A 17897-nucleotide genomic window follows, 5' to 3' on the forward strand; every position below is an offset into this window, starting at 1 on the left:
GATGAAAGGTCAAACAGGTTGTGCAGGATGGACGAAGCGGCCGCTTTCCGGGCTGTTCCAAGCGATTGCGCGGTGGCAGGTATTGCGGTACGAGCGTCGGTTAGTGGCCACGCTGAGCGATGCGGCGCTCAAGGATATCGGGCTGAGCCGCGCTGATGTGGAGCACGAAGCCCACCGGCATTTCTGGGAAGACCCACTGCGAAAATGACCGAGGATGCAGTAGGGTGGTCGGCACGTTCATACGGAGATGCCCATGCCCGCCGACCTGTCGTTTTCCCTCAAGCAAGCGCGCCGCATGGCACTGGCCGCCCAGGGCTTTTCCGGGCGCCAGGCGCCTGCATTGATCAAGGCCGCACACCTCAACCGCTTGATCGACCGCCTGGGCGTGCTGCAGATCGATTCGGTCAATGCCGTGGTGCGCTCCCATTACCTGCCGTTGTTTTCCCGCCTGGGGCAGTACGCCCCGTCACTGCTTGAGCAGGCGGCCTGGAGCCAGGGCCGACAGCGTTCGTTGTTCGAGTATTGGGGGCATGAGGCCTCGTTGTTGCCGATGGCGCTGTACCCCTTGATGCGCTGGCGCATGGAGCGGGCAAGACAAGGGCAGGGGATCTACGCGCAGATGGCGCGTTTTGGTCGCGAGCAGCAGGCCATCATCCAGCGCGTGTTGAACACTGTCGAACAACAGGGCGCCCTGGGTGCAGGCAGTCTGTCGACCCGCGCCGAGCGCGCCGGCCCGTGGTGGGACTGGAGCGATGAAAAGCACGCGCTGGAATGGCTGTTCGCCGCTGGCCTGGTCACGGTTGCCGGTCGGCGCGGGTTCGAGCGGCTCTACGATTTGCCCGAGCGCGTGATCCCCGGCGACCGGCTGCACCAGGCGCCGTTGAGCGAGGCCGAGGCTCAGCGCGGTTTGCTGCTGCACAGTGCGACTGCGCTGGGTGTGGGCAGCGAAAAAGATCTGCGCGATTATTTCCGCCTGGAGCCTGCCGACACTCGCAGCCGTTTGGCCGAGCTGGTCGAAGACGGCCAATTGCTGATGTGCCGCGTGCAGGGCTGGAAGCAGCCGGCCTACTGCCTGCCGGAGCCGAAAGTGCCGCGCAAGGTGCCGGCCAGCGCACTGTTGTCGCCGTTCGATTCGCTGATCTGGGAGCGCAGCCGCACCGAGCGGCTGTTCGATTTCCGTTATCGGCTGGAGATTTACACGCCGCAGGACAAGCGGGTGTACGGCTACTACGTGCTGCCGTTTCTGCACAACGAGCGGATCGCCGCGCGCGTCGACCTGCGTGCCGAACGCGCCCACGGCCGCCTGGCCGTGCATGCGGTGCATGAAGAAGAGCCGGGGCTGGACGAGGAGGGGATGTGCGCGCTGGCGCTGAACTTGCGGCAAATGGCCGATTGGCTGGGGCTCGAACAGGTGCAGCTCAATTGCCCACGGCCGAGTGCCGACCGATTAAGGGCGGCGATGCTCACATCACGGTAGGCCCGAGCTTGCTCGCGAGAAACGTTAACGATGACGCGGGAAACCGACACCCCGCGGCATTCTCAGGTTTTTCGCGAGCAAGCTCGCGCCTACCGAATGGGGTCACCGTTTTACTTGCTTCAACGTCTCGGCGATCAGGAATGCCAGCTCCAGCGACTGATCGGCATTCATCCGCGGGTCGCAGTGGGTGTGGTAGCGGTCCGACAAGCCATCTTCGGTGATCGGCCGTGCGCCGCCGATGCATTCGGTGACGTTCTGCCCGGTCATCTCGATATGAATCCCGCCGGCATAGGTGCCTTCGGCCTCGTGTACCTGGAAGAATTCCTTCACCTCGCCGAGGATCTGCGCAAAGTCGCGGGTCTTGTAGCCGCTGCTGGCCTTGATCGTGTTGCCGTGCATCGGGTCGGAGCTCCACAGCACCTGTTTGCCCTCACGCTGCACGGCGCGAAGCAGTGCCGGCAGGTGGTCGCCGACCTTGTTGGCGCCCATGCGCGCGATCAGGTTCAAGCGGCCGGGGTCGTTGTCCGGGTTGAGGATGTCGATCAGGCGGATCAGGTCATCCGGGTTCATGCTCGGGCCGACCTTGACCCCGATCGGGTTGTGTACCCCGCGCAGGAACTCGACGTGGGCGCCGTCCAACTGACGGGTGCGATCGCCGATCCACAGCATGTGGGCCGAGCAGTCGTAGTAGTCGTTGGTCAGGCTGTCGCGGCGCACGAAGGCTTGTTCGTAGTTGAGCAGCAGCGCTTCGTGGGCGGTGAAGAAGCTGGTTTCGCGCAGTTGCGGCGAGCTGTCCATGCCGCAGGCGCGCATGAAAGCCAGGGTTTCGTCGATACGGTTCGCCAACTGGCTGTACTTTTCGGCCAGTGCGGAGTTGGCGATGAAGTCCAGGTTCCACTTGTGTACCTGGTGCAGGTCGGCAAACCCGCCCTGGGCGAACGCGCGCAGCAGGTTAAGGGTGGCGGTGGACTGGTGGTAGGACTGCAGCAGGCGGTCGGGGTCCGGCACGCGGCTTTTTTCGTCGAAGCCGATGCCGTTGACGATATCGCCACGGTAGGCCGGCAAGGTGACGCCATCGATGGTTTCATCGTTGGACGAGCGCGGCTTGGCGAACTGGCCGGCCATGCGCCCGACTTTCACCACCGGGCAGCCGGCGGCGAAGGTCATCACGATAGCCATCTGCAGCAGCACCTTGAAGGTGTCGCGGATTTTTGCGGCGGAGAACTCGGCAAAACTCTCGGCGCAGTCGCCGCCTTGCAGCAGGAAGGCGCGACCCTGGGTCACCTCGGCAAACTGGCGGCGCAACTCGCGGGCCTCCCCGGCAAATACCAGCGGCGGGTAGCTGGCCAGGCTCTGCTCTACCTGTAACAGGTGTGCAGCGTCCGGGTACTGGGGTTGTTGCTGGATCGGCAGGGCGCGCCAGCTGTCGGGGCTCCAGGGTTGGCTCATCGTGGACTCGATAGGGTGATTGACGGTCGGGCGCCAATGTTATCAGCAATTAGTGCGTGACCTGTTGCCGTCGGTTGGCCGACAATCGCGCCTTTGCCCTGGGGTGAACCCGTTAGGAGTTGTAGATGAGCGAGGAGCGTGTCGAGCGCCTGCTGGCCGAGGTCCATGATGACTTCGGCATGATCCGCGTGCTCGAAGTGGCCGATTACCGTTTTCTCGAGTTTGGCGACGCCATCGAGCAAAGCTGCGTGTTCACCGCCGACCCGAGCTGGCTGGAGTACGACTACACCCGTGCGATGCTGATCGGTGCGTTGTGCCACGAGCAGCCGGAAAGCGCGTTGTTCCTCGGCCTGGGCGCCGGCACGCTGACCCAGGCGTGCCTCAAGTTCCTGCCGCTGGAGGATGTCGAAGCCATCGAGCTGCGCCCCGAAGTGCCGCGCCTGGCCATTGAGTTCCTGGGACTGGACGACGATCCGCGCCTGTACATCCGCATTGGCGACGCCCTGGAACTGCTCGAAACCGCCGAAACGGCCGACCTGATCTTCGTCGACCTGTACACCGATGTCGGCCCCGGCGTCGGGCACCTGGCCTGGACCTTCCTGGAAAACTGCCAGAAGAAACTCAACCCGGGCGGTTGGCTGGTGATCAACCAGTGGGCCACCGACGACGGCAAGCCGTTGGGTGCGGCCCTGCTGCGCGGGTTGTATCACCGGCATTATTGGGAGCTGCCGGTGAAGGAGGGCAATGTGATCCTGCTGGTGCCTTCGGAGCTGGATCAGGCGCTGGACGCTGCGGCGCTCTCGGCCCGCGCCGAAGCGCTGGCACCGCGATTGGGCTATTCGTTGCAGCCATTGATCAAGGCGATTCGGCCGGCAACCTAGTTGTCTGAACGGGCGTCATCGCGGGCAAGCCCACTCCCACATTTGACCGAGCACATCCTGAAGGAATGCGGTCGATGTGGGCGCGGGCTTGCTCGCGATGACTGCGGCACGGCCAACTCAAATTCCCCTGAATACCCCCGGGCGCTTCTCGAGCATGGCGCGCACGCCTTCCTTGGCGTCTTCGCTGTTGAACAATTGCGCGACCAGCGGCGGTAACGCGGCGGCCGCGACAGCTTCGCCCTCCAAGCGCGCCAGGCGGGCCGACATCAACGTGGCTTGCACGCCGAGGGGTGCCTGGCGCGCGATGCGGCTGGCCAGTTCGATGGCGCGCGGCAGCAGGTCTTCGCTGGCCATCACTTCCTGCACCAACCCCAGGCGCAGGGCTTCGTGGGCATCGAACTCATCGCCGGTGAGCAGCCAGCGCATGGCGTTGCCCCAGCCTGCTATTTGATGAAAGCGCAACGTCGCACCACCAAATGGAAAGATCCCACGTTGTACTTCCATCTGCGCGAAGCGAGTGTTGCTCGCGCAGAGATTGATATCCGCCGCCAGCATCAACTCGATGCCAAGGGTCAGGCAGTAGCCCTGAGCGGCGACGATCACCGGTTTGCCGACCCGAGGGCCGGCGAACACGCCCCAGGGATCGCAGCCCCCCGGTGGCGGTTGCCAGCCTCCGGCCATCACTGCGCTGACGTTGGCCAGGTCCAGCCCGGCGGTGAAGTGGTCGCCGTGGGCGAACACCACGGCCACCCGCGCATCGTCGTTTCGATCAAATTCGCCATAGGCCAGGCTCAGTGCGTTGAGCAGATCCAGGTCAAAGGCATTGCGCTTGGCGACCCGATCCAGGCCCAACAACAGGACATGATCCAGGAGTTCACGGCTGACGAGGCTGCTGCTGGCTTGATTCATCGGGTGTGCCCTCGGGTGCAGTAAGGGGTTTCGGACCAAAGGGGCCGAGTGTACGGGTGAACCGTTTAAGCGTTTCAGCCAACAGGGCCGGGCACTTGAAAAATAGACCCTGGAGCCCATCTGCGCAAAGGCGGTGACGCAGTGCGGTTTATCGGTGCTTTGCGATAAAAAAAGCTCCCTTTTTCAGCTATTTCCGGTATAGTGCGCGCCGGCCTTTAACCGGGCCGCGTTTAGGTAGCGCAATTCCCCGAAGTCAGCTTCGGCTGCACGTCCGCACAGCGGACTCTTCCTTGACGAATCTTTTTCATTCATTCGTTTTCGCAAATCCCCGCCGACAAAGCAGCCAGGGCGACTCTTGAGTCTCAACACGGCATGCGCAGCTTTGGAGCATGGGTCTTTGCGGATGCACTTAGAGGCAGACCCATGACCCAGGAAACCGGCGGCTTCGCCGCTTTTAATCTTAACCCGAACATTCTTGCTGCCGTCATTGCGACTGGCTACGAAGAACCTTCGGCGATTCAGCAGCAATCGATCCCGATCATCATGGCCGGCCACGACATGATTGGCCAGGCGCAAACCGGTACCGGTAAAACCGCCGCGTTCGCCCTGCCTATCCTGCACTGCATCGATCCTGCCAAGCGCGAACCGCAAGCCCTGATCCTGGCGCCAACTCGTGAGTTGGCGCTGCAAGTAGCAACCGCTTTTGAAACCTACGCCAAGCAAATGCCAGGCGTAACCGTTGTGGCCGTCTACGGCGGCGCGCCGATGGGCCCGCAACTCAAGGCTATCCGTAATGGCGCACAGATCGTTGTCGCCACTCCGGGTCGTCTGTGCGACCACCTGCGTCGTGACGAGAAAGTCCTGTCGACCGTGAACCACCTGGTTCTGGACGAAGCTGACGAAATGTTGAAGCTGGGCTTCATGGATGACCTGGAAGTCATCTTCAAGGCACTGCCACCGACCCGTCAGACCGTGCTGTTCTCGGCCACCCTGCCGCAGTCGATCCGTGCCATTGCCGAACGCCACCTGCGCGATCCGCAACACGTGAAGATCCAGACCAAGACTCAGACCGTTACCGCGATCGAACAGGCTCACCTGTTGGTTCACGCTGACCAGAAGACCTCGGCTGTATTGAGCCTGCTGGAAGTCGAAGACTTCGACGCGCTGATCATGTTCGTGCGTACCAAGCAAGCGACCCTGGACCTGGCCAGTGCCCTCGAAGCCAAAGGCTACAAAGCCGCTGCGCTGAACGGTGACATCGCCCAGAACCAACGTGAGCGCGTGATCGACTCCCTCAAGGATGGCCGTCTGGACATCGTTGTAGCGACCGACGTAGCTGCTCGTGGCCTCGACGTTCCACGTATCACCCACGTGTTCAACGTTGACATGCCTTACGATCCAGAGTCCTACGTTCACCGTATCGGCCGTACCGGCCGTGCGGGTCGCGAAGGTCGCGCACTGCTGCTGGTGACGCCGCGTGAGCGCCGCATGCTGCAAGTGATCGAGCGTGTGACCGGGCAGAAGGTTGCTGAAGTCCGCCTGCCGGATGCCCAGGCCGTTCTCGATGCGCGCATCAAGAAACTGACCAACAGCCTGTCGCCACTGGTGGCTGACGCTGAATCGACCCACGGCGACCTGCTGGACCGCCTGACCGCCGATATCGGTTGCACCCCGCGTGCCCTGGCTGCAGCCCTGCTGCGCAAAGCTACCAACGCTCAGGCCTTGACCCTGGCAGCCATCGAGAAAGAACGCCCACTGGTACCGAACAACGCGCCACGCGGTGATCGTCCAGAGCGTTCCGGCGACCGTCCTGAGCGTGGTGATCGTGAGCGTCGCGCTCCGGTGCCATTGGCTGAAGGTCGTGCTCGCTGCCGTACCGCGCTGGGCGCGCGTGACGGTATTGCTGCCAAGAACCTGCTGGGCGCTATCCTCAACGAGGGTGGCCTGGCACGTGAAGCCATCGGTCGCATCCAGGTCCGTGACAGCTTCTCCCTGGTGGAGCTGCCGGAAGACGGTCTGGAAAAACTGCTGACCAAGCTGAAAGACACACGCGTTGCCGGTAAGCAGCTCAAGCTGCGTCGCTACCGCGAAGATTGATCCGCCCCTGGGCTGATTGATCGCACCTAAAAAATCCCCGACTGGTTCGGGGATTTTTTTTGCCCGGCAATTGGCGCGGATCGTCGTGGGGTGGTCGGCCATAACGGTCAGCTACTGATCTTATTGGGTTTAGGAAAAGTCTGAGTTTCTGAGCGGCCTTTCTGGCAGCCGGCTTTGCGTAAAGTTTTTACTATCAAGTGACGGGGGGCGGATAAACCTGAGTTGCATCGCTCAAGGGTAAAAAACGCTCTCAATCTGCTCTCGTCAGTTGTTCAAGTTGGAAAGGTTCGCTTGTAACCGTGTCGAGGGATAGGCGCCGGGCTTGACGGCTATTGATTGATTTTTCCAGAAAGGAGCTGTGGCTGTTATGCGTATTAATAATTCACAGTTGTTTCCACAAACAATGCCTGAGCCTGCGACTTATCCTCCCAGCCAACCGCCTGTTAATCAGGCGCGAGAGCCAGCACGCGAGCACGGTTTGCCATGGACCGAGCGCGTACTCGCTTCGGATGCCGCGGCCGCTCGTTCAAGAAGAAATACGCGATCCATGCCTGTAGCGTCTGCGACCACGACGTCAACGCTTAATAAAGTCAGCGATCCGAAACTGGAAATCAAGAAGGTAGCCACATCGCCCAATGGGTTGTATGGCCTGAGTTACTCGCTGTCCGCGCCTGGCGCTGGGTTGAGTAACATTACGTTTCCAATGAGTATCGACGAAGGCCTTCAACGAAAAGGAAGCAAGGACGCAGGGATTTATTATGCGATGCAGTTTGGCGTCAATGATGCACAAGGTCGGCCTCTTGGCCGTGGCTATATTGGGATGCAGCCGCGCGGGGATGGCAAGGCGCTGATTGTGTTTTCTGGAAACGGTGAGCATTTCAAAGCGCCACAAGGCCGCCCCGAGTTTGATGGGGGAAAAGGCGCCAGTAACAGCACCTTGGTAGATTTTAAATTTGGGAATAAATATAACCTCACGGTAGAACGAGATCCTGAGGATGCCCATAAGTTGAGGGGATTTATTCAGGACGTTACCGATTCCGACATGCCGGGCCCCAAGCAGCATGTCAAAGATATTTATGTCGATCAGAAGTTTGCCTTGGCTGGCAGAGACAGAAGCTTCGTCGAACATTATGGCGCGAAAATAGACCGAAGTTCGCAGATCGCACCTACTCGCGGTAGTTTCTCCGCCCCCTTTACTACAGACGATAAGGGCAATGTCAGGGTGGGTGAAATCAAGAGTGACGGGCTCTATGGCCGGTACAAGAACTCGATGGTGGGACTGCAGCGGGTGATCAGCGAAGCGGGTAAAGGTAAGGAAATACAATTCTCTTTTCAGGGCGCAGGTTATGAGAAGAAAGCCTGAAGGCGCTGTTGATAGAGCCTGAGTAAGCGTCTCAACGCTACGCCTGTTGGAGTTGCGCCCCTTGAAAATGTTGGCGATGCAAAAACCCGGAAGGCCCACGCAGGTGAGGATTTCCGGGTTTTCTTCTTGGGCCGCGCTCGCTTTGTGGGCGGCCCTCAATCTGGGTTTGCCCGCGCATCGGGATGTGCGTCAGCCGAAGCGGTAGATGTCCATGCCCAGCGCGCCCATGGTGAAGCCTTGGTGCGCCACGCTGAAGTCGCCGCCGGCACCCCGCGCAAAGTAGAGCGGCAGTAAATGTTCATCACTGGGATGGCTGCGCACGGCGTTGGGCGCCTGGCGGCGATAATCGTGCAGCGCGGCTTCGTCGTTGGCGGCAAGCTTGTCCACCATCCAGTCACGAAACGCCCGCGCCCACGGCTCGATGCTTTCGGACCCGGCGTGCCAATCCAGTTCACCGAGGTTGTGGGTGATGCTGCCGGAGCCGATCAGCAACACGCCTTGTTCGCGCAGGCTGGCGAGGGCGTGTCCGACCCGGGTCTGCAGGGCAGGGCCCATACGGCTGGGCAAGGACACCTGCACCACCGGGATATCCGCGGCCGGGTACATCAGCGACAGCGGCACCCAGGCGCCGTGGTCGAAGGGACGGCGCTCATCGATGCGCGCACTCAAGCCATCGGCGTGCAGCAACTCGACAATCTCGCGCGCCAATTGCGGGTCGCCCGGCGCCGGGTATTGCACGGCAAACAACTCGGCCGGAAAGCCGCCGAAGTCATGCCAGGTTTCCGGTGCGGCGTTGCCGCTGACCAGCAATTCCTGGCTTTCCCAATGCGCCGACACCACCACAATCGCCTTCGGCCGTGGCAGTTCAGCCGCCAGGCGCTGCAGGGCCGGGCCGCTGGCGCCGGGTTGCAGGGCGAGCATGGGCGAACCATGGGAGATAAACAGAGTGGGGAGCATTAGAAGGGCCCTCAGGGTTAACATGGCCCATCTTCAACCAGATCAATGATCTAAATCTAATATAAGTTTTAGCGCCTTTTGATCGAATTTTCAGGGTGATGTATGGATTCTCAGTTTTGGCGGGAGCGCTGGGCACGTAATCAGATCGGTTTTCACTTGCCCGAGGTCAACCCCTATCTGCAACGGCACTGGCCGCAGTTGGCGGTCGCGCAGGGGGCAAAGGTGCTGGTGCCCTTGTGTGGCAAAAGCCTGGATCTGGTGTGGCTGGCCAGTCAAGGCTGTCGCGTGCTCGGGGTAGAACTGTCGGAGCAGGCGGTTGAGGCATTCTTCAGTGAGCAGGGGCTGATACCGCGTATCAGCCAACGCGGCGTGTTCAAGGTGTACCAGGCGGATGTGATCGAGGTGTGGTGCGGTGATTTCTTCGCGCTGGACGCGCAGGCGCTGCTCGATTGCACGGCGCTTTATGACCGCGCGGCGTTGATCGCCTTGCCGCCGCTGATGCGGGCGCGCTACACCGAGCACCTCAATACGCTTCTGGGGCCGGGTTGCAAGGGGTTGCTGATTACCCTCGACTACGACCAGACGCAAAAGGCCGGCCCACCGTTTGCGGTGACCGATGATGAGGTGAAGGTGCTGCTGGGGGCGCACTGGGCCCTCGAAGTGCTTGAGGAGCAGGACGTTTTGGGTGAGAGCTGGAAGTTCGTTCAGGACGGCGTAACCCGGCTGGAAGAGCGAGTCTACCGACTCACGAAGCGCTGAGTCCTGGGCGGGTAAGGCGCCCACAAAAAAGGGGCGATCAGATCGCCCCTTTCCGTGTCGCCGCCAAGCGGTCAGCCGCGACGACGCAGTGCGTCAATCCGCTCTTCCAGCGGCGGGTGGCTCATGAACATGCGCGCCAGACCCTGCTTGATGCCGCCGTTGATGCCAAACGCGGTCAGGCTGTCCGGCATATGCACCGGCAGGCCCTGTTCGGAGCGCAGGTGCTGCAAGGCTGCAATCATCGCCCCGGTGCCGGCCAGGCGGGCACCGGCTTCGTCCGCGCGAAATTCCCGTTTGCGCGAGAACCACATCACGATCGCGCTGGCCAGGAAGCCCAGCACCAGTTCAGCGAAGATGGTTGCCACGTAGTAGGCAATGCCGCGGCCTTCTTCGTTCTTGAAGATCACCTTGTCGACGAAGTTGCCGATGATTCGCGCGAAGAACATCACGAAGGTGTTCACCACGCCCTGGACCAGCGCCAGGGTGACCATGTCACCGTTCGCCACGTGGCCGATCTCGTGGGCCAGCACCGCCTTGACTTCATCGTAGGAGAAGCGCTCCAGCATGCCCTGGCTCACCGCAACGAGCGCGTCGTTCTTGTTCCAGCCGGTGGCAAAGGCGTTGGCTTCATAGGCCGGGAAGATCCCGACCTCCGGCATCTTGATACCGGCCTCGCGGGACAACTGTTCGACGGTCTGCAGCAACCATTGCTCATGCCGGGTGCGTGGCTGAGTGATGACCTGGGTGCTGGTGCTCATCTTCGCCATCCACTTGGAGATGAACAGCGAGAACAGCGAGCCGGCAAAACCAAAGACCGCACAGAAGATCAGCAGCTGATTGAGGTTCAGATCAACCCCGTTGGCCGCCATGAACCCGTTGAAGCCGAAAAGGCTCAGGGTGATGCTGGCAATCAGCACGACCGCCAGGTTGGTGGCCAAGAACAGCAGGATGCGCATCATGGTTGTAGAGTTCTCCTCATGCTAAATATGTCGCGTACTGCGGGGTATATAAGGTGCGACATGGGGTGATTCAACCGAGCGACTATTTCAAACTGTGTCCTACAGCCTGAATGTAGAGTCTTGAAGGGAATTTCCCACCTGTATTGCCCCGCTTGATCAGCCTCCTGTTGCCTCGCGGCCCTTTGATTATAAGGGGCACGCGCTGGGAGAGGGGCAAACGCAGTGCGGAGCGGGGCAATGGGCAGAGAAGTGTTGCCAGATACTCGCTGTACGACCAGATCCCGGTCGTACAGCGTCATAGTCGTTACTGGCGATAGGACTTGAGGAAGTTGCCGATGCGACCGATGGCCATGTCCAGGTCATCCACACGCGGCAAGGTCACCACGCGGAAGTGATCCGGCCACGGCCAGTTGAACGCGGTGCCTTGCACCACCAGGAGCTTTTCCGACAGCAGCAGGTCGAGCACGAACTTCTCGTCGTTGAGGATCGGGCAGACTTTCGGGTCGATGCGTGGGAAGGCGTACAGCGCACCCATCGGTTTCACGCAACTGACGCCGGGAATGTCGTTGAGCAATTCCCAGGTGCGGTTGCGTTGCTCCAACAGGCGGCCCTGAGGCAGCAGCAGATCGTTGATGCTCTGGTAACCGCCCAGCGCAGTCTGGATCGCGTGCTGGCTCGGTACGTTGGCACACAGGCGCATATTGGCCAGCATGTCGATGCCTTCAATGTAGCTCTGGGCGTTGTGCTTGGGCCCGGAGATGGCGACCCAGCCGGAGCGGAAACCCGCCACGCGGTAGGACTTGGACAAGCCGTTGAAGGTCAGGCACAGCAGGTCCGGCGCGAGGGAGGCGGTGCAGATGTGGACGGCGTCGTCGTAGAGGATCTTGTCGTAGATCTCGTCGGAGAACACCACCAGGTTGTGCTGGCGCGCCAGCTCGAGCATGCCCAGCAGCACTTCCCGCGAGTACACGGCGCCGGTCGGGTTGTTCGGGTTGATGATGACCAGCGCCTTGGTGTTCGGGGTGATCTTGGCCTTGATGTCGGCCAGGTCCGGGAACCAGTCGGCGCCTTCGTCGCACAGGTAGTGTACCGGGCGGCCACCGGCCAGGGTCACCGCGGCGGTCCACAGCGGGTAGTCCGGCGCCGGCACCAGCACTTCGTCGCTATTGTTGAGCAAGGCCTGCATCGACATCACGATCAGTTCGGACACGCCGTTGCCCAGGTAGATGTCCTCGATGCCGACACCTTCGACCTGCTTCTGCTGGTAATACTGCATCACCGCCTTGCGCGCACTGAACAGGCCTTTGGAGTCGCTGTAGCCCTGGGCGGTGGGCAGGTTGCGGATCACGTCCTGGAGGATTTCGTCCGGCGCTTCGAAACCAAAGGGCGCCGGGTTGCCAATGTTCAGCTTGAGGATGCGATGGCCTTCCTCTTCCAGGCGCTTGGCGTGCTTGAGCACCGGGCCGCGAATGTCGTAGCAGACGTTGGCGAGCTTGTTCGATTTGCTGACCTGCATGGCGATGTGATCCTGAAAATGAACGATCCAGACGGTACGGAGCCTACCGTGCTGAGAATCCTGCGTTGGTCGCACCCATAAATACGTTTGAATGCCGCTAACGCGGGTGCCAGACTGCCGGGTTGAAGAGGCGCAATCATACGTGCCGCCTGATCCCTGGAAAAGACACAGATCAGGGTTTTTCAGTTGCCGAGGTGTACTGATGGAAAAGCTGCAGAAAACCATTGAAGAATGGAAAGCGATGCTCGATCCGGAGCAATACAACGTGTGCCGCCTGAAGGGCACCGAACGGCCGTTTTCCGGCAAGTACAATGCCACCAAGACCGACGGCGTGTATCACTGCATCTGCTGCAATGAGCCACTGTTCGACTCTACCACCAAGTTCGATTCCGGCTGCGGCTGGCCCAGCTTCTACGCACCGATCGCCGACCGCGCGATGATCGAGATCCGCGATGTCAGCCACGGCATGATCCGCACCGAAGTCACCTGCGCCAAGTGCGACGCGCACCTGGGGCATGTGTTCCCGGATGGCCCGCCGCCGACCGGCCTGCGCTATTGCATCAACTCGGTGTGCCTGGACCTCGTGCCGCGCTGAGCCTGAGTCGCCCCTGCGTCTTGCGCGGGGGCGATGTATACCGGGCTATCAGTTTGATCAATTCAATTGCACACAATTGAATTGCTCGCTATGTTTTGCCTTCTTTCTCCTGATCCGAGGCATTGCCATGAGCGACAACCTGCTGAGCATCCCTTGCACCACCATCAAGGGTGAGCAAAAGACCTTGGCCGATTTTGCCGGCAAGGCCATTCTTGTGGTCAACACTGCCAGCAAATGCGGCTTCACCCCGCAGTACAAGGGCCTGGAGCAACTCTGGCAGCAGTACAAGGATCAGGGCCTGGTGGTGCTGGGGTTTCCGTGCAACCAGTTCGGCAAGCAGGAACCGGGCAACGAAGGCGCGATTGCCGAGTTCTGCGAGCTGAATTTCGGCGTCAGCTTCCCGTTGTTCAAGAAGATCGACGTCAATGGCGGCGCTGCCCACCCGCTGTTCGTGCAGTTGAAAAAACGCGCGCCGGGCCTGCTGGGTTCCAAGGGCATCAAGTGGAATTTCACCAAGTTCCTCATCGGTCGCGACGGCCAGGTGGTCAAGCGCTTTGCGCCAACCACCAAGCCCCAGGAGTTGACCCAAGAGATCGAAGCCCTGCTCAAATGACCGACCTGCCCACCGTGTCCCTGGCGTTGGACAACCAGCTGTGTTTCAAGCTCTACGCCGCATCTCGCGCGGTGACCCGCGCCTACAAACCGATGCTTGACCAGTTGGGCCTGACCTACCCGCAATACGTGGTGATGCTGGTGTTGTGGGAATGGCACCACGCGACGCCGCCCCAGCCCACGGTCAAGGCCCTGGGCGAGCGCTTGATGCTCGATTCGGGCACGCTGACGCCGCTGCTCAAGCGCCTGGAGCAGCTTGGGTTAGTGAGACGCCAGCGCAGCGCGCAGGATGAACGCGAAGTGCATTTGAGCCTGAGCCACGCCGGGGTGCAGTTGCGCGGCCAGGCCCATCAGTTGAAAACCCGCTTGCTGTGCGACAGCGGTGTCGACCTCAACCAGGCCGATGCCTTGCGCGAGGGGTTGGACCAATTGCTCGCGCAGATCAGAGACTTGTCGTCTTAGGCACCCACAGGTCCAGCAGCGCATTGAGTTCTTCGCGGCGAAACGGCTTGGCCAGGTAGTCATTCATCCCCGCCGCCCGGCAACGCTCGCGTTCTTCCGACAGCGCGTTGGCGGTCAGGGCGACAATGGGCAGGTCCGGCCAGCGCCCGCTGCGACGAATCTGCCGACTGGCCTCGTAGCCATCCATCACCGGCATGTTGCAGTCCATCAGCACCATGTCGAAGTGCTGTTCTTCGAGGAACCTGAGCGCTTCGCCACCATGGGCGGCGACGATCACTTCGCAGCCCAACTTGCTGAGCATGCCCTTGGCCACCAGTTGATTGACCGGGTTGTCCTCCACCAGCAGGATGCGTGCCCGGTGGACCAGGGGCGTGGCATCGAGTGCGATCGGGTCGAGGATCAAGTGCGCGTCGCTGCGCAGATTACGTTGCAGGATCTGGTACAGCGCGTTGCGGCTCAAAGGGCGCGCCTGTTGCTGCAACGGCGCCAGGGCCGCGACTTCCTCACTGGGCATGAAATTGCCATAGGCGGTCACCAGCAGGATCGGCGCCGTGATGGCCGGGCGCAGGCGAAACAGGCACTCCGGGCAGTCCGTGATCAGCAAGTCGGGTTTTTTTCCGCTCAAGTCCTCATCGATAGAATAGCAATGCACTGTCAGCCCCCAGTGAGGTAGCAGGGTGCTGAGCAGCTCCGCCAGGCCGCTGTCGGCACCGGTGATTGCAATGACTTCGCCCGTCAGTGACGCGAGCCGGGGCGCAGGTAAATGGGCGGGCAGCGGCAGGTCGGCGCAGAACTGGCTGCCGAAGCCGACTTCCGAACTGATGCTCAGTCGACCGTGCATCGCCTCGCACAGGTTATGGGTCAGCGCCAGGCCCAGGCCGGTGCCGCCAAACTGGCGGGTGATGCCCGCGCCAGCCTGGGTGAACGGCTGGAAGATCTTCACCTGCGCGTCCTGGGCAATGCCGATCCCGGTGTCGCACACTTCGATTTTTACTCGGCCATCCTGGGCGCTGAGGCGCACATCCACGCGGCCGAAGCGCGTGAACTTCAAGGCGTTGGACAGCAGGTTACTGACGATCTGCCGCACACGTGTCGGGTCGCCGAGCACCTGCGCCGGGAACTTCGGGTCGATCAGGCACGTCAGTTCGACACTCGGCGCGGCGTTCTGCGATAACAGGTTGGCGGTGTCTTCCACCAGCGCGCCGAGGTCGAACGGGATGCGCTCCAGCTCCAACTGGCCCGCGTCGAACTTGGACAGGTCGAGGATATCGTTGAGCAGTTCCACCAGCACCTTGCCGGAATCATGGGCGATCGACAGTTGCTGGCGCTGCTCGGCGTTGAGCGGGCTGTCCAGCGACAGCGCGATCATGCCCAGCAACCCATTGAGCGGCGTGCGGATTTCGTGACTCATATTGGCCAGGAACGCCGCCCGCGCCTGAGCCATGCCCAGCGCGTTCATTTTTGCTGCTTCCAACTCATCGTTGGACTGGCTCAAGCGCTGGTTGCTGGCCTTGAGCTCCAGCGTGCGCGCCGAGACGATGTTTTCCAGTTGCCCCAGGTACTCGGTGAGGCGGTCCTCGGCGTGACGCCGCTGCTGGATCTCGGTTTCCAGGGTGTCGAATTGCTGGTTGGCCATGTTGACCAGCACGCCGATTTCATCGTGCTCGTGCCCCGGCGGGCAATCCAGGCGTGTCTGCCTGCGCGTGCTCAGCTCGCGAATGATGCGTACCAGCGGTTGGGTCAGCATCACATAGAACAGGCCCAGCAGGATCCCGGTCAGCAGCAGGCTGCGCACAAACCCGTTGATCAGGGTGACCTCGGCGCGGTGCAGGAAGCGGCTGCCAAAGGCGTAGGTGTCTACGTCGAGGCGCAGCACGCCAAGGGATTCGTTGGGCATATGGCTGAGGAACAGCCGGTCTTCAAACTGGCGGTTGGCGCCGAACAGGAAATCGCTGACGGGCCGGTAGGGGCTTTCCTTGCGCGGCCGTCCGACGTCGGCCAGTACCACGCCGTTGTTGTCGGTCAACCGCGCCTGAATGATGGCGGGGGAGTGCAACAGGCCGAGGGTCAGCTCCTGGGCCAGCTCGGCGTCGATGTTGTAGGCGATGCGCGACGCCGGGTTATGGCTGATTTCAATCAGCGAACGAATTTCACGGTTGATGGATGCGTCTTCGCTGGCATAATCAATGCCGATCTGGATCAGGCTGAGCAAGGTTCCCAAGACGAAACCGACCAGCACAGTCAATCTGGCTTGTTTATAAGACAAGCGGTGGGCGAACTTGATATCCATCGAGTGTTGAACCACTTCACGTTTCCCTTCGCCCGGCAAGCATAGCTGAACATCCACAGGTTCAGGCTTGCCCGGTACGAATCGTCAGTTTTAGAGGTGCAGCCCGGAGCGCTCGGCCGCAGGGTTGCCAATACGCCATCTTTTACAAGAACTTGCCAGAGGAATAGTCGTGGATTCTCGATTGAATGCCTTTCTTGAGCGCGCCGATGCCGTACTCGCGCGCCTGGAACCCCTGTTGCCAGCCCCGCGCCAAACCATCGACTGGCACCAATGCCTTGCGGCCCGTTGGCAGCGTGAGGGTCGCAGCGGCTTCCTGCTGCCGCTGGAGGTCAGCCTGGACATGCGCCTGTCCGACCTGATCGGTGTGGACAAGCAGCGTGAAACATTGGCGCGCAACACCCAACAGTTCCTCGACGGCCTGCCCGCCAACCATGCGCTGCTGTGGGGCTCGCGCGGCACGGGGAAATCGTCGATGGTGCGCGCCTTGCTCGCCCAGCACGCCAGCGCCGGTTTGCGCTTGATCGAAATCGAACGCGATCACCTCGCCGACCTGCCGCGTGTGGTCGAACAACTGCTCAAGCTGCCGCAGCGTTTCATTCTGTTCTGCGATGACCTGTCGTTCGAGGCCGGTGAAGGCGATTACCGCGTGCTCAAGAGCGTGCTGGACGGTTCCCTGGAACAGGCGCCGGAAAACGTGCTGCTGTATGCCACGTCCAACCGTCGTCACCTGGTGCCGGAAAACCAGAGCGACAACGATAACTGGAAACGCGTGGATGGCGAGCTGCACCCGAGTGAGGCGGTGGAAGACAAGATCGCCTTGTCCGATCGTTTTGGCCTGTGGCTGTCGTTCTACCCATTCACTCAGGAACATTTCCTGAACGTGGTGGAACACTGGATCGGCGAGCTGGCGCGCAAGGCCGGCCTGCAGTGGCAGCGTGATGAAGACCTCGATATCCTCGCCGTGCGCTGGGCCACCGGGCGTGGCAACCGCAACGGCCGTTGCGCGTATCAATTCGCCCGTTACTGGGTGGGCCTCAAATTGCTGGAGCGTCAACCATGATCGATTTGCAGCAGGCCGGCAGCGGTCTGGATGGCTATGCCATGTTGTGTGCGCAGTTGGAGTCGCTGCTGGCCGATGAGCGCGATTTCATCGCCAACAGCGCGCAGTTCTCTGCGTTTTTGTTCAATCAGTTGGATGACTTGAACTGGGCCGGTTTCTACCTCAACCGTCACGAAGAGTTGGTGTTGGGGCCGTTCCAGGGGCAGATCGCGTGTGTACGCATTCCGTTCGGGCGTGGCGTGTGCGGTGCGGCGGCCGCGTCGCGCCAGACCCAGCGGGTGGAAGATGTGCATGCGTTTCCGGGGCATATCGCCTGTGACAGCGCATCGAACAGTGAACTGGTGGTGCCGCTGGTCAAGGATGGCCGACTGATTGGCGTCCTCGACCTCGACAGCCCGTCGCTGGCCCGGTTTACCGCGCAAGACCAGGTTGGTATCGAGCAGTTGGCGGCGATTTTCCTGCGCCTGACCGACTGCTGACCGACCGTTGCGGGGGCGGGCCGTGCGGCGCG

17 protein-coding genes are annotated in these 17897 nt (G+C 61.3%); 11 read left to right on the forward strand and 6 right to left on the reverse strand.

The window, feature by feature from the left end; genetic code table 11:
• Nucleotide 1: 1 nt before the first annotated feature.
• Nucleotides 2-208, forward strand: coding sequence for a DUF1127 domain-containing protein (locus JN756_RS09390; protein ID WP_164887030.1), 207 nt, complete (start codon nucleotides 2-4; stop codon nucleotides 206-208).
• Nucleotides 209-253: 45 nt separating this feature from the next.
• Nucleotides 254-1477: a winged helix-turn-helix domain-containing protein gene (locus JN756_RS09395; RefSeq protein ID WP_201022048.1), complete on the forward strand. Its 1224-nt coding sequence runs from the start codon at nucleotides 254-256 to the stop codon at nucleotides 1475-1477.
• A 102-nt stretch (nucleotides 1478-1579) separates the two neighbouring features.
• Here the strand turns inward: JN756_RS09395 and JN756_RS09400 are convergent, their stop codons facing one another.
• Entirely contained in the window at nucleotides 1580-2926 is a 1347-nt protein-coding gene (locus JN756_RS09400) for a class II 3-deoxy-7-phosphoheptulonate synthase (RefSeq protein WP_017849509.1), read from the reverse strand.
• A 125-nt stretch (nucleotides 2927-3051) separates the two neighbouring features.
• On the opposite strand from JN756_RS09400, the gene JN756_RS09405 reads away from it, so the two are divergent.
• Nucleotides 3052-3807, forward strand: a complete 756-nt coding sequence (locus JN756_RS09405) for a spermidine synthase (RefSeq protein ID WP_017849508.1) — start codon at nucleotides 3052-3054, stop codon at nucleotides 3805-3807.
• Between the two features lie 117 nt (nucleotides 3808-3924).
• Here JN756_RS09405 and JN756_RS09410 read toward each other — a convergent pair whose 3' ends face one another.
• Complete coding sequence (locus tag JN756_RS09410) at nucleotides 3925-4716, reverse strand: crotonase/enoyl-CoA hydratase family protein (protein WP_046384235.1); 792 nt, start codon at nucleotides 4714-4716, stop codon at nucleotides 3925-3927.
• A 423-nt stretch (nucleotides 4717-5139) separates the two neighbouring features.
• Between JN756_RS09410 and JN756_RS09415 the strand changes: the two genes are divergently transcribed.
• Nucleotides 5140-6813 (forward strand): DEAD/DEAH box helicase, encoded by a 1674-nt coding sequence (locus tag JN756_RS09415; protein WP_017849506.1) that lies wholly within the window; start codon nucleotides 5140-5142, stop codon nucleotides 6811-6813.
• Nucleotides 6814-7180: 367 nt separating this feature from the next.
• Complete coding sequence (locus tag JN756_RS09420) at nucleotides 7181-8176, forward strand: hypothetical protein (RefSeq protein WP_236255094.1); 996 nt, start codon at nucleotides 7181-7183, stop codon at nucleotides 8174-8176.
• A gap of 189 nt (nucleotides 8177-8365) precedes the next feature.
• Here the strand turns inward: JN756_RS09420 and JN756_RS09425 are convergent, their stop codons facing one another.
• Complete coding sequence (locus JN756_RS09425) at nucleotides 8366-9133, reverse strand: DODA-type extradiol aromatic ring-opening family dioxygenase (protein WP_201022049.1); 768 nt, start codon at nucleotides 9131-9133, stop codon at nucleotides 8366-8368.
• 102 nt (nucleotides 9134-9235) lie between these two features.
• On the opposite strand from JN756_RS09425, the gene JN756_RS09430 reads away from it, so the two are divergent.
• A complete protein-coding gene (locus tag JN756_RS09430; RefSeq protein ID WP_126587923.1) occupies nucleotides 9236-9892 on the forward strand; it encodes a thiopurine S-methyltransferase in 657 nt (218 codons plus the stop codon).
• 71 nt (nucleotides 9893-9963) lie between these two features.
• Here the strand turns inward: JN756_RS09430 and htpX are convergent, their stop codons facing one another.
• Nucleotides 9964-10851: a protease HtpX gene (htpX, locus tag JN756_RS09435; RefSeq protein WP_017849408.1), complete on the reverse strand. Its 888-nt coding sequence runs from the start codon at nucleotides 10849-10851 to the stop codon at nucleotides 9964-9966.
• A gap of 304 nt (nucleotides 10852-11155) precedes the next feature.
• Entirely contained in the window at nucleotides 11156-12367 is a 1212-nt protein-coding gene (locus JN756_RS09440) for a pyridoxal phosphate-dependent aminotransferase (protein ID WP_017849409.1), read from the reverse strand.
• Between the two features lie 202 nt (nucleotides 12368-12569).
• Between JN756_RS09440 and msrB the strand changes: the two genes are divergently transcribed.
• From msrB to JN756_RS09455, 3 genes are all read left to right on the forward strand, one after another.
• A complete protein-coding gene (gene msrB / locus JN756_RS09445; RefSeq protein ID WP_104903641.1) occupies nucleotides 12570-12962 on the forward strand; it encodes a peptide-methionine (R)-S-oxide reductase MsrB in 393 nt (130 codons plus the stop codon).
• A gap of 127 nt (nucleotides 12963-13089) precedes the next feature.
• Nucleotides 13090-13575 carry a glutathione peroxidase gene (locus tag JN756_RS09450; RefSeq protein WP_017849411.1) on the forward strand — a complete coding sequence of 162 codons (486 nt, stop codon included), beginning with the start codon at nucleotides 13090-13092 and terminating at the stop codon, nucleotides 13573-13575.
• Nucleotides 13572-14036, forward strand: a complete 465-nt coding sequence (locus tag JN756_RS09455; RefSeq protein WP_046384229.1) for a MarR family winged helix-turn-helix transcriptional regulator — start codon at nucleotides 13572-13574, stop codon at nucleotides 14034-14036. The genes JN756_RS09450 and JN756_RS09455 overlap by 4 nt, the downstream gene beginning before the upstream one ends.
• On the opposite strand, the gene JN756_RS09460 is transcribed toward JN756_RS09455, so the two are convergent.
• Entirely contained in the window at nucleotides 14017-16326 is a 2310-nt protein-coding gene (locus JN756_RS09460; protein ID WP_201022050.1) for a hybrid sensor histidine kinase/response regulator, read from the reverse strand. The two genes, JN756_RS09455 and JN756_RS09460, sit on opposite strands and share 20 nt — an antisense overlap.
• 169 nt (nucleotides 16327-16495) lie before the next feature.
• Here JN756_RS09460 and JN756_RS09465 point away from each other — a divergent pair, with 169 nt between their 5' ends.
• Together JN756_RS09465 and msrC are read left to right on the forward strand one after the other, a co-directional pair.
• On the forward strand, nucleotides 16496-17386 hold the full coding sequence (locus JN756_RS09465) for an ATP-binding protein (protein WP_128192179.1): 891 nt from the start codon (nucleotides 16496-16498) through the stop codon (nucleotides 17384-17386).
• Nucleotides 17383-17865 carry a free L-methionine (R)-S-oxide reductase MsrC gene (msrC, locus tag JN756_RS09470; protein WP_017849415.1) on the forward strand — a complete coding sequence of 161 codons (483 nt, stop codon included), beginning with the start codon at nucleotides 17383-17385 and terminating at the stop codon, nucleotides 17863-17865. Before JN756_RS09465 ends, msrC begins: the two co-directional genes overlap by 4 nt.
• The last annotated feature ends 32 nt before the right edge of the window (nucleotides 17866-17897 follow it).

Origin of the sequence: Pseudomonas sp. Y39-6 (genome assembly GCF_023651955.1) — a bacterium.
GTDB classification, from domain to species: Bacteria; Pseudomonadota; Gammaproteobacteria; order Pseudomonadales; family Pseudomonadaceae; genus Aquipseudomonas; species Aquipseudomonas veronii.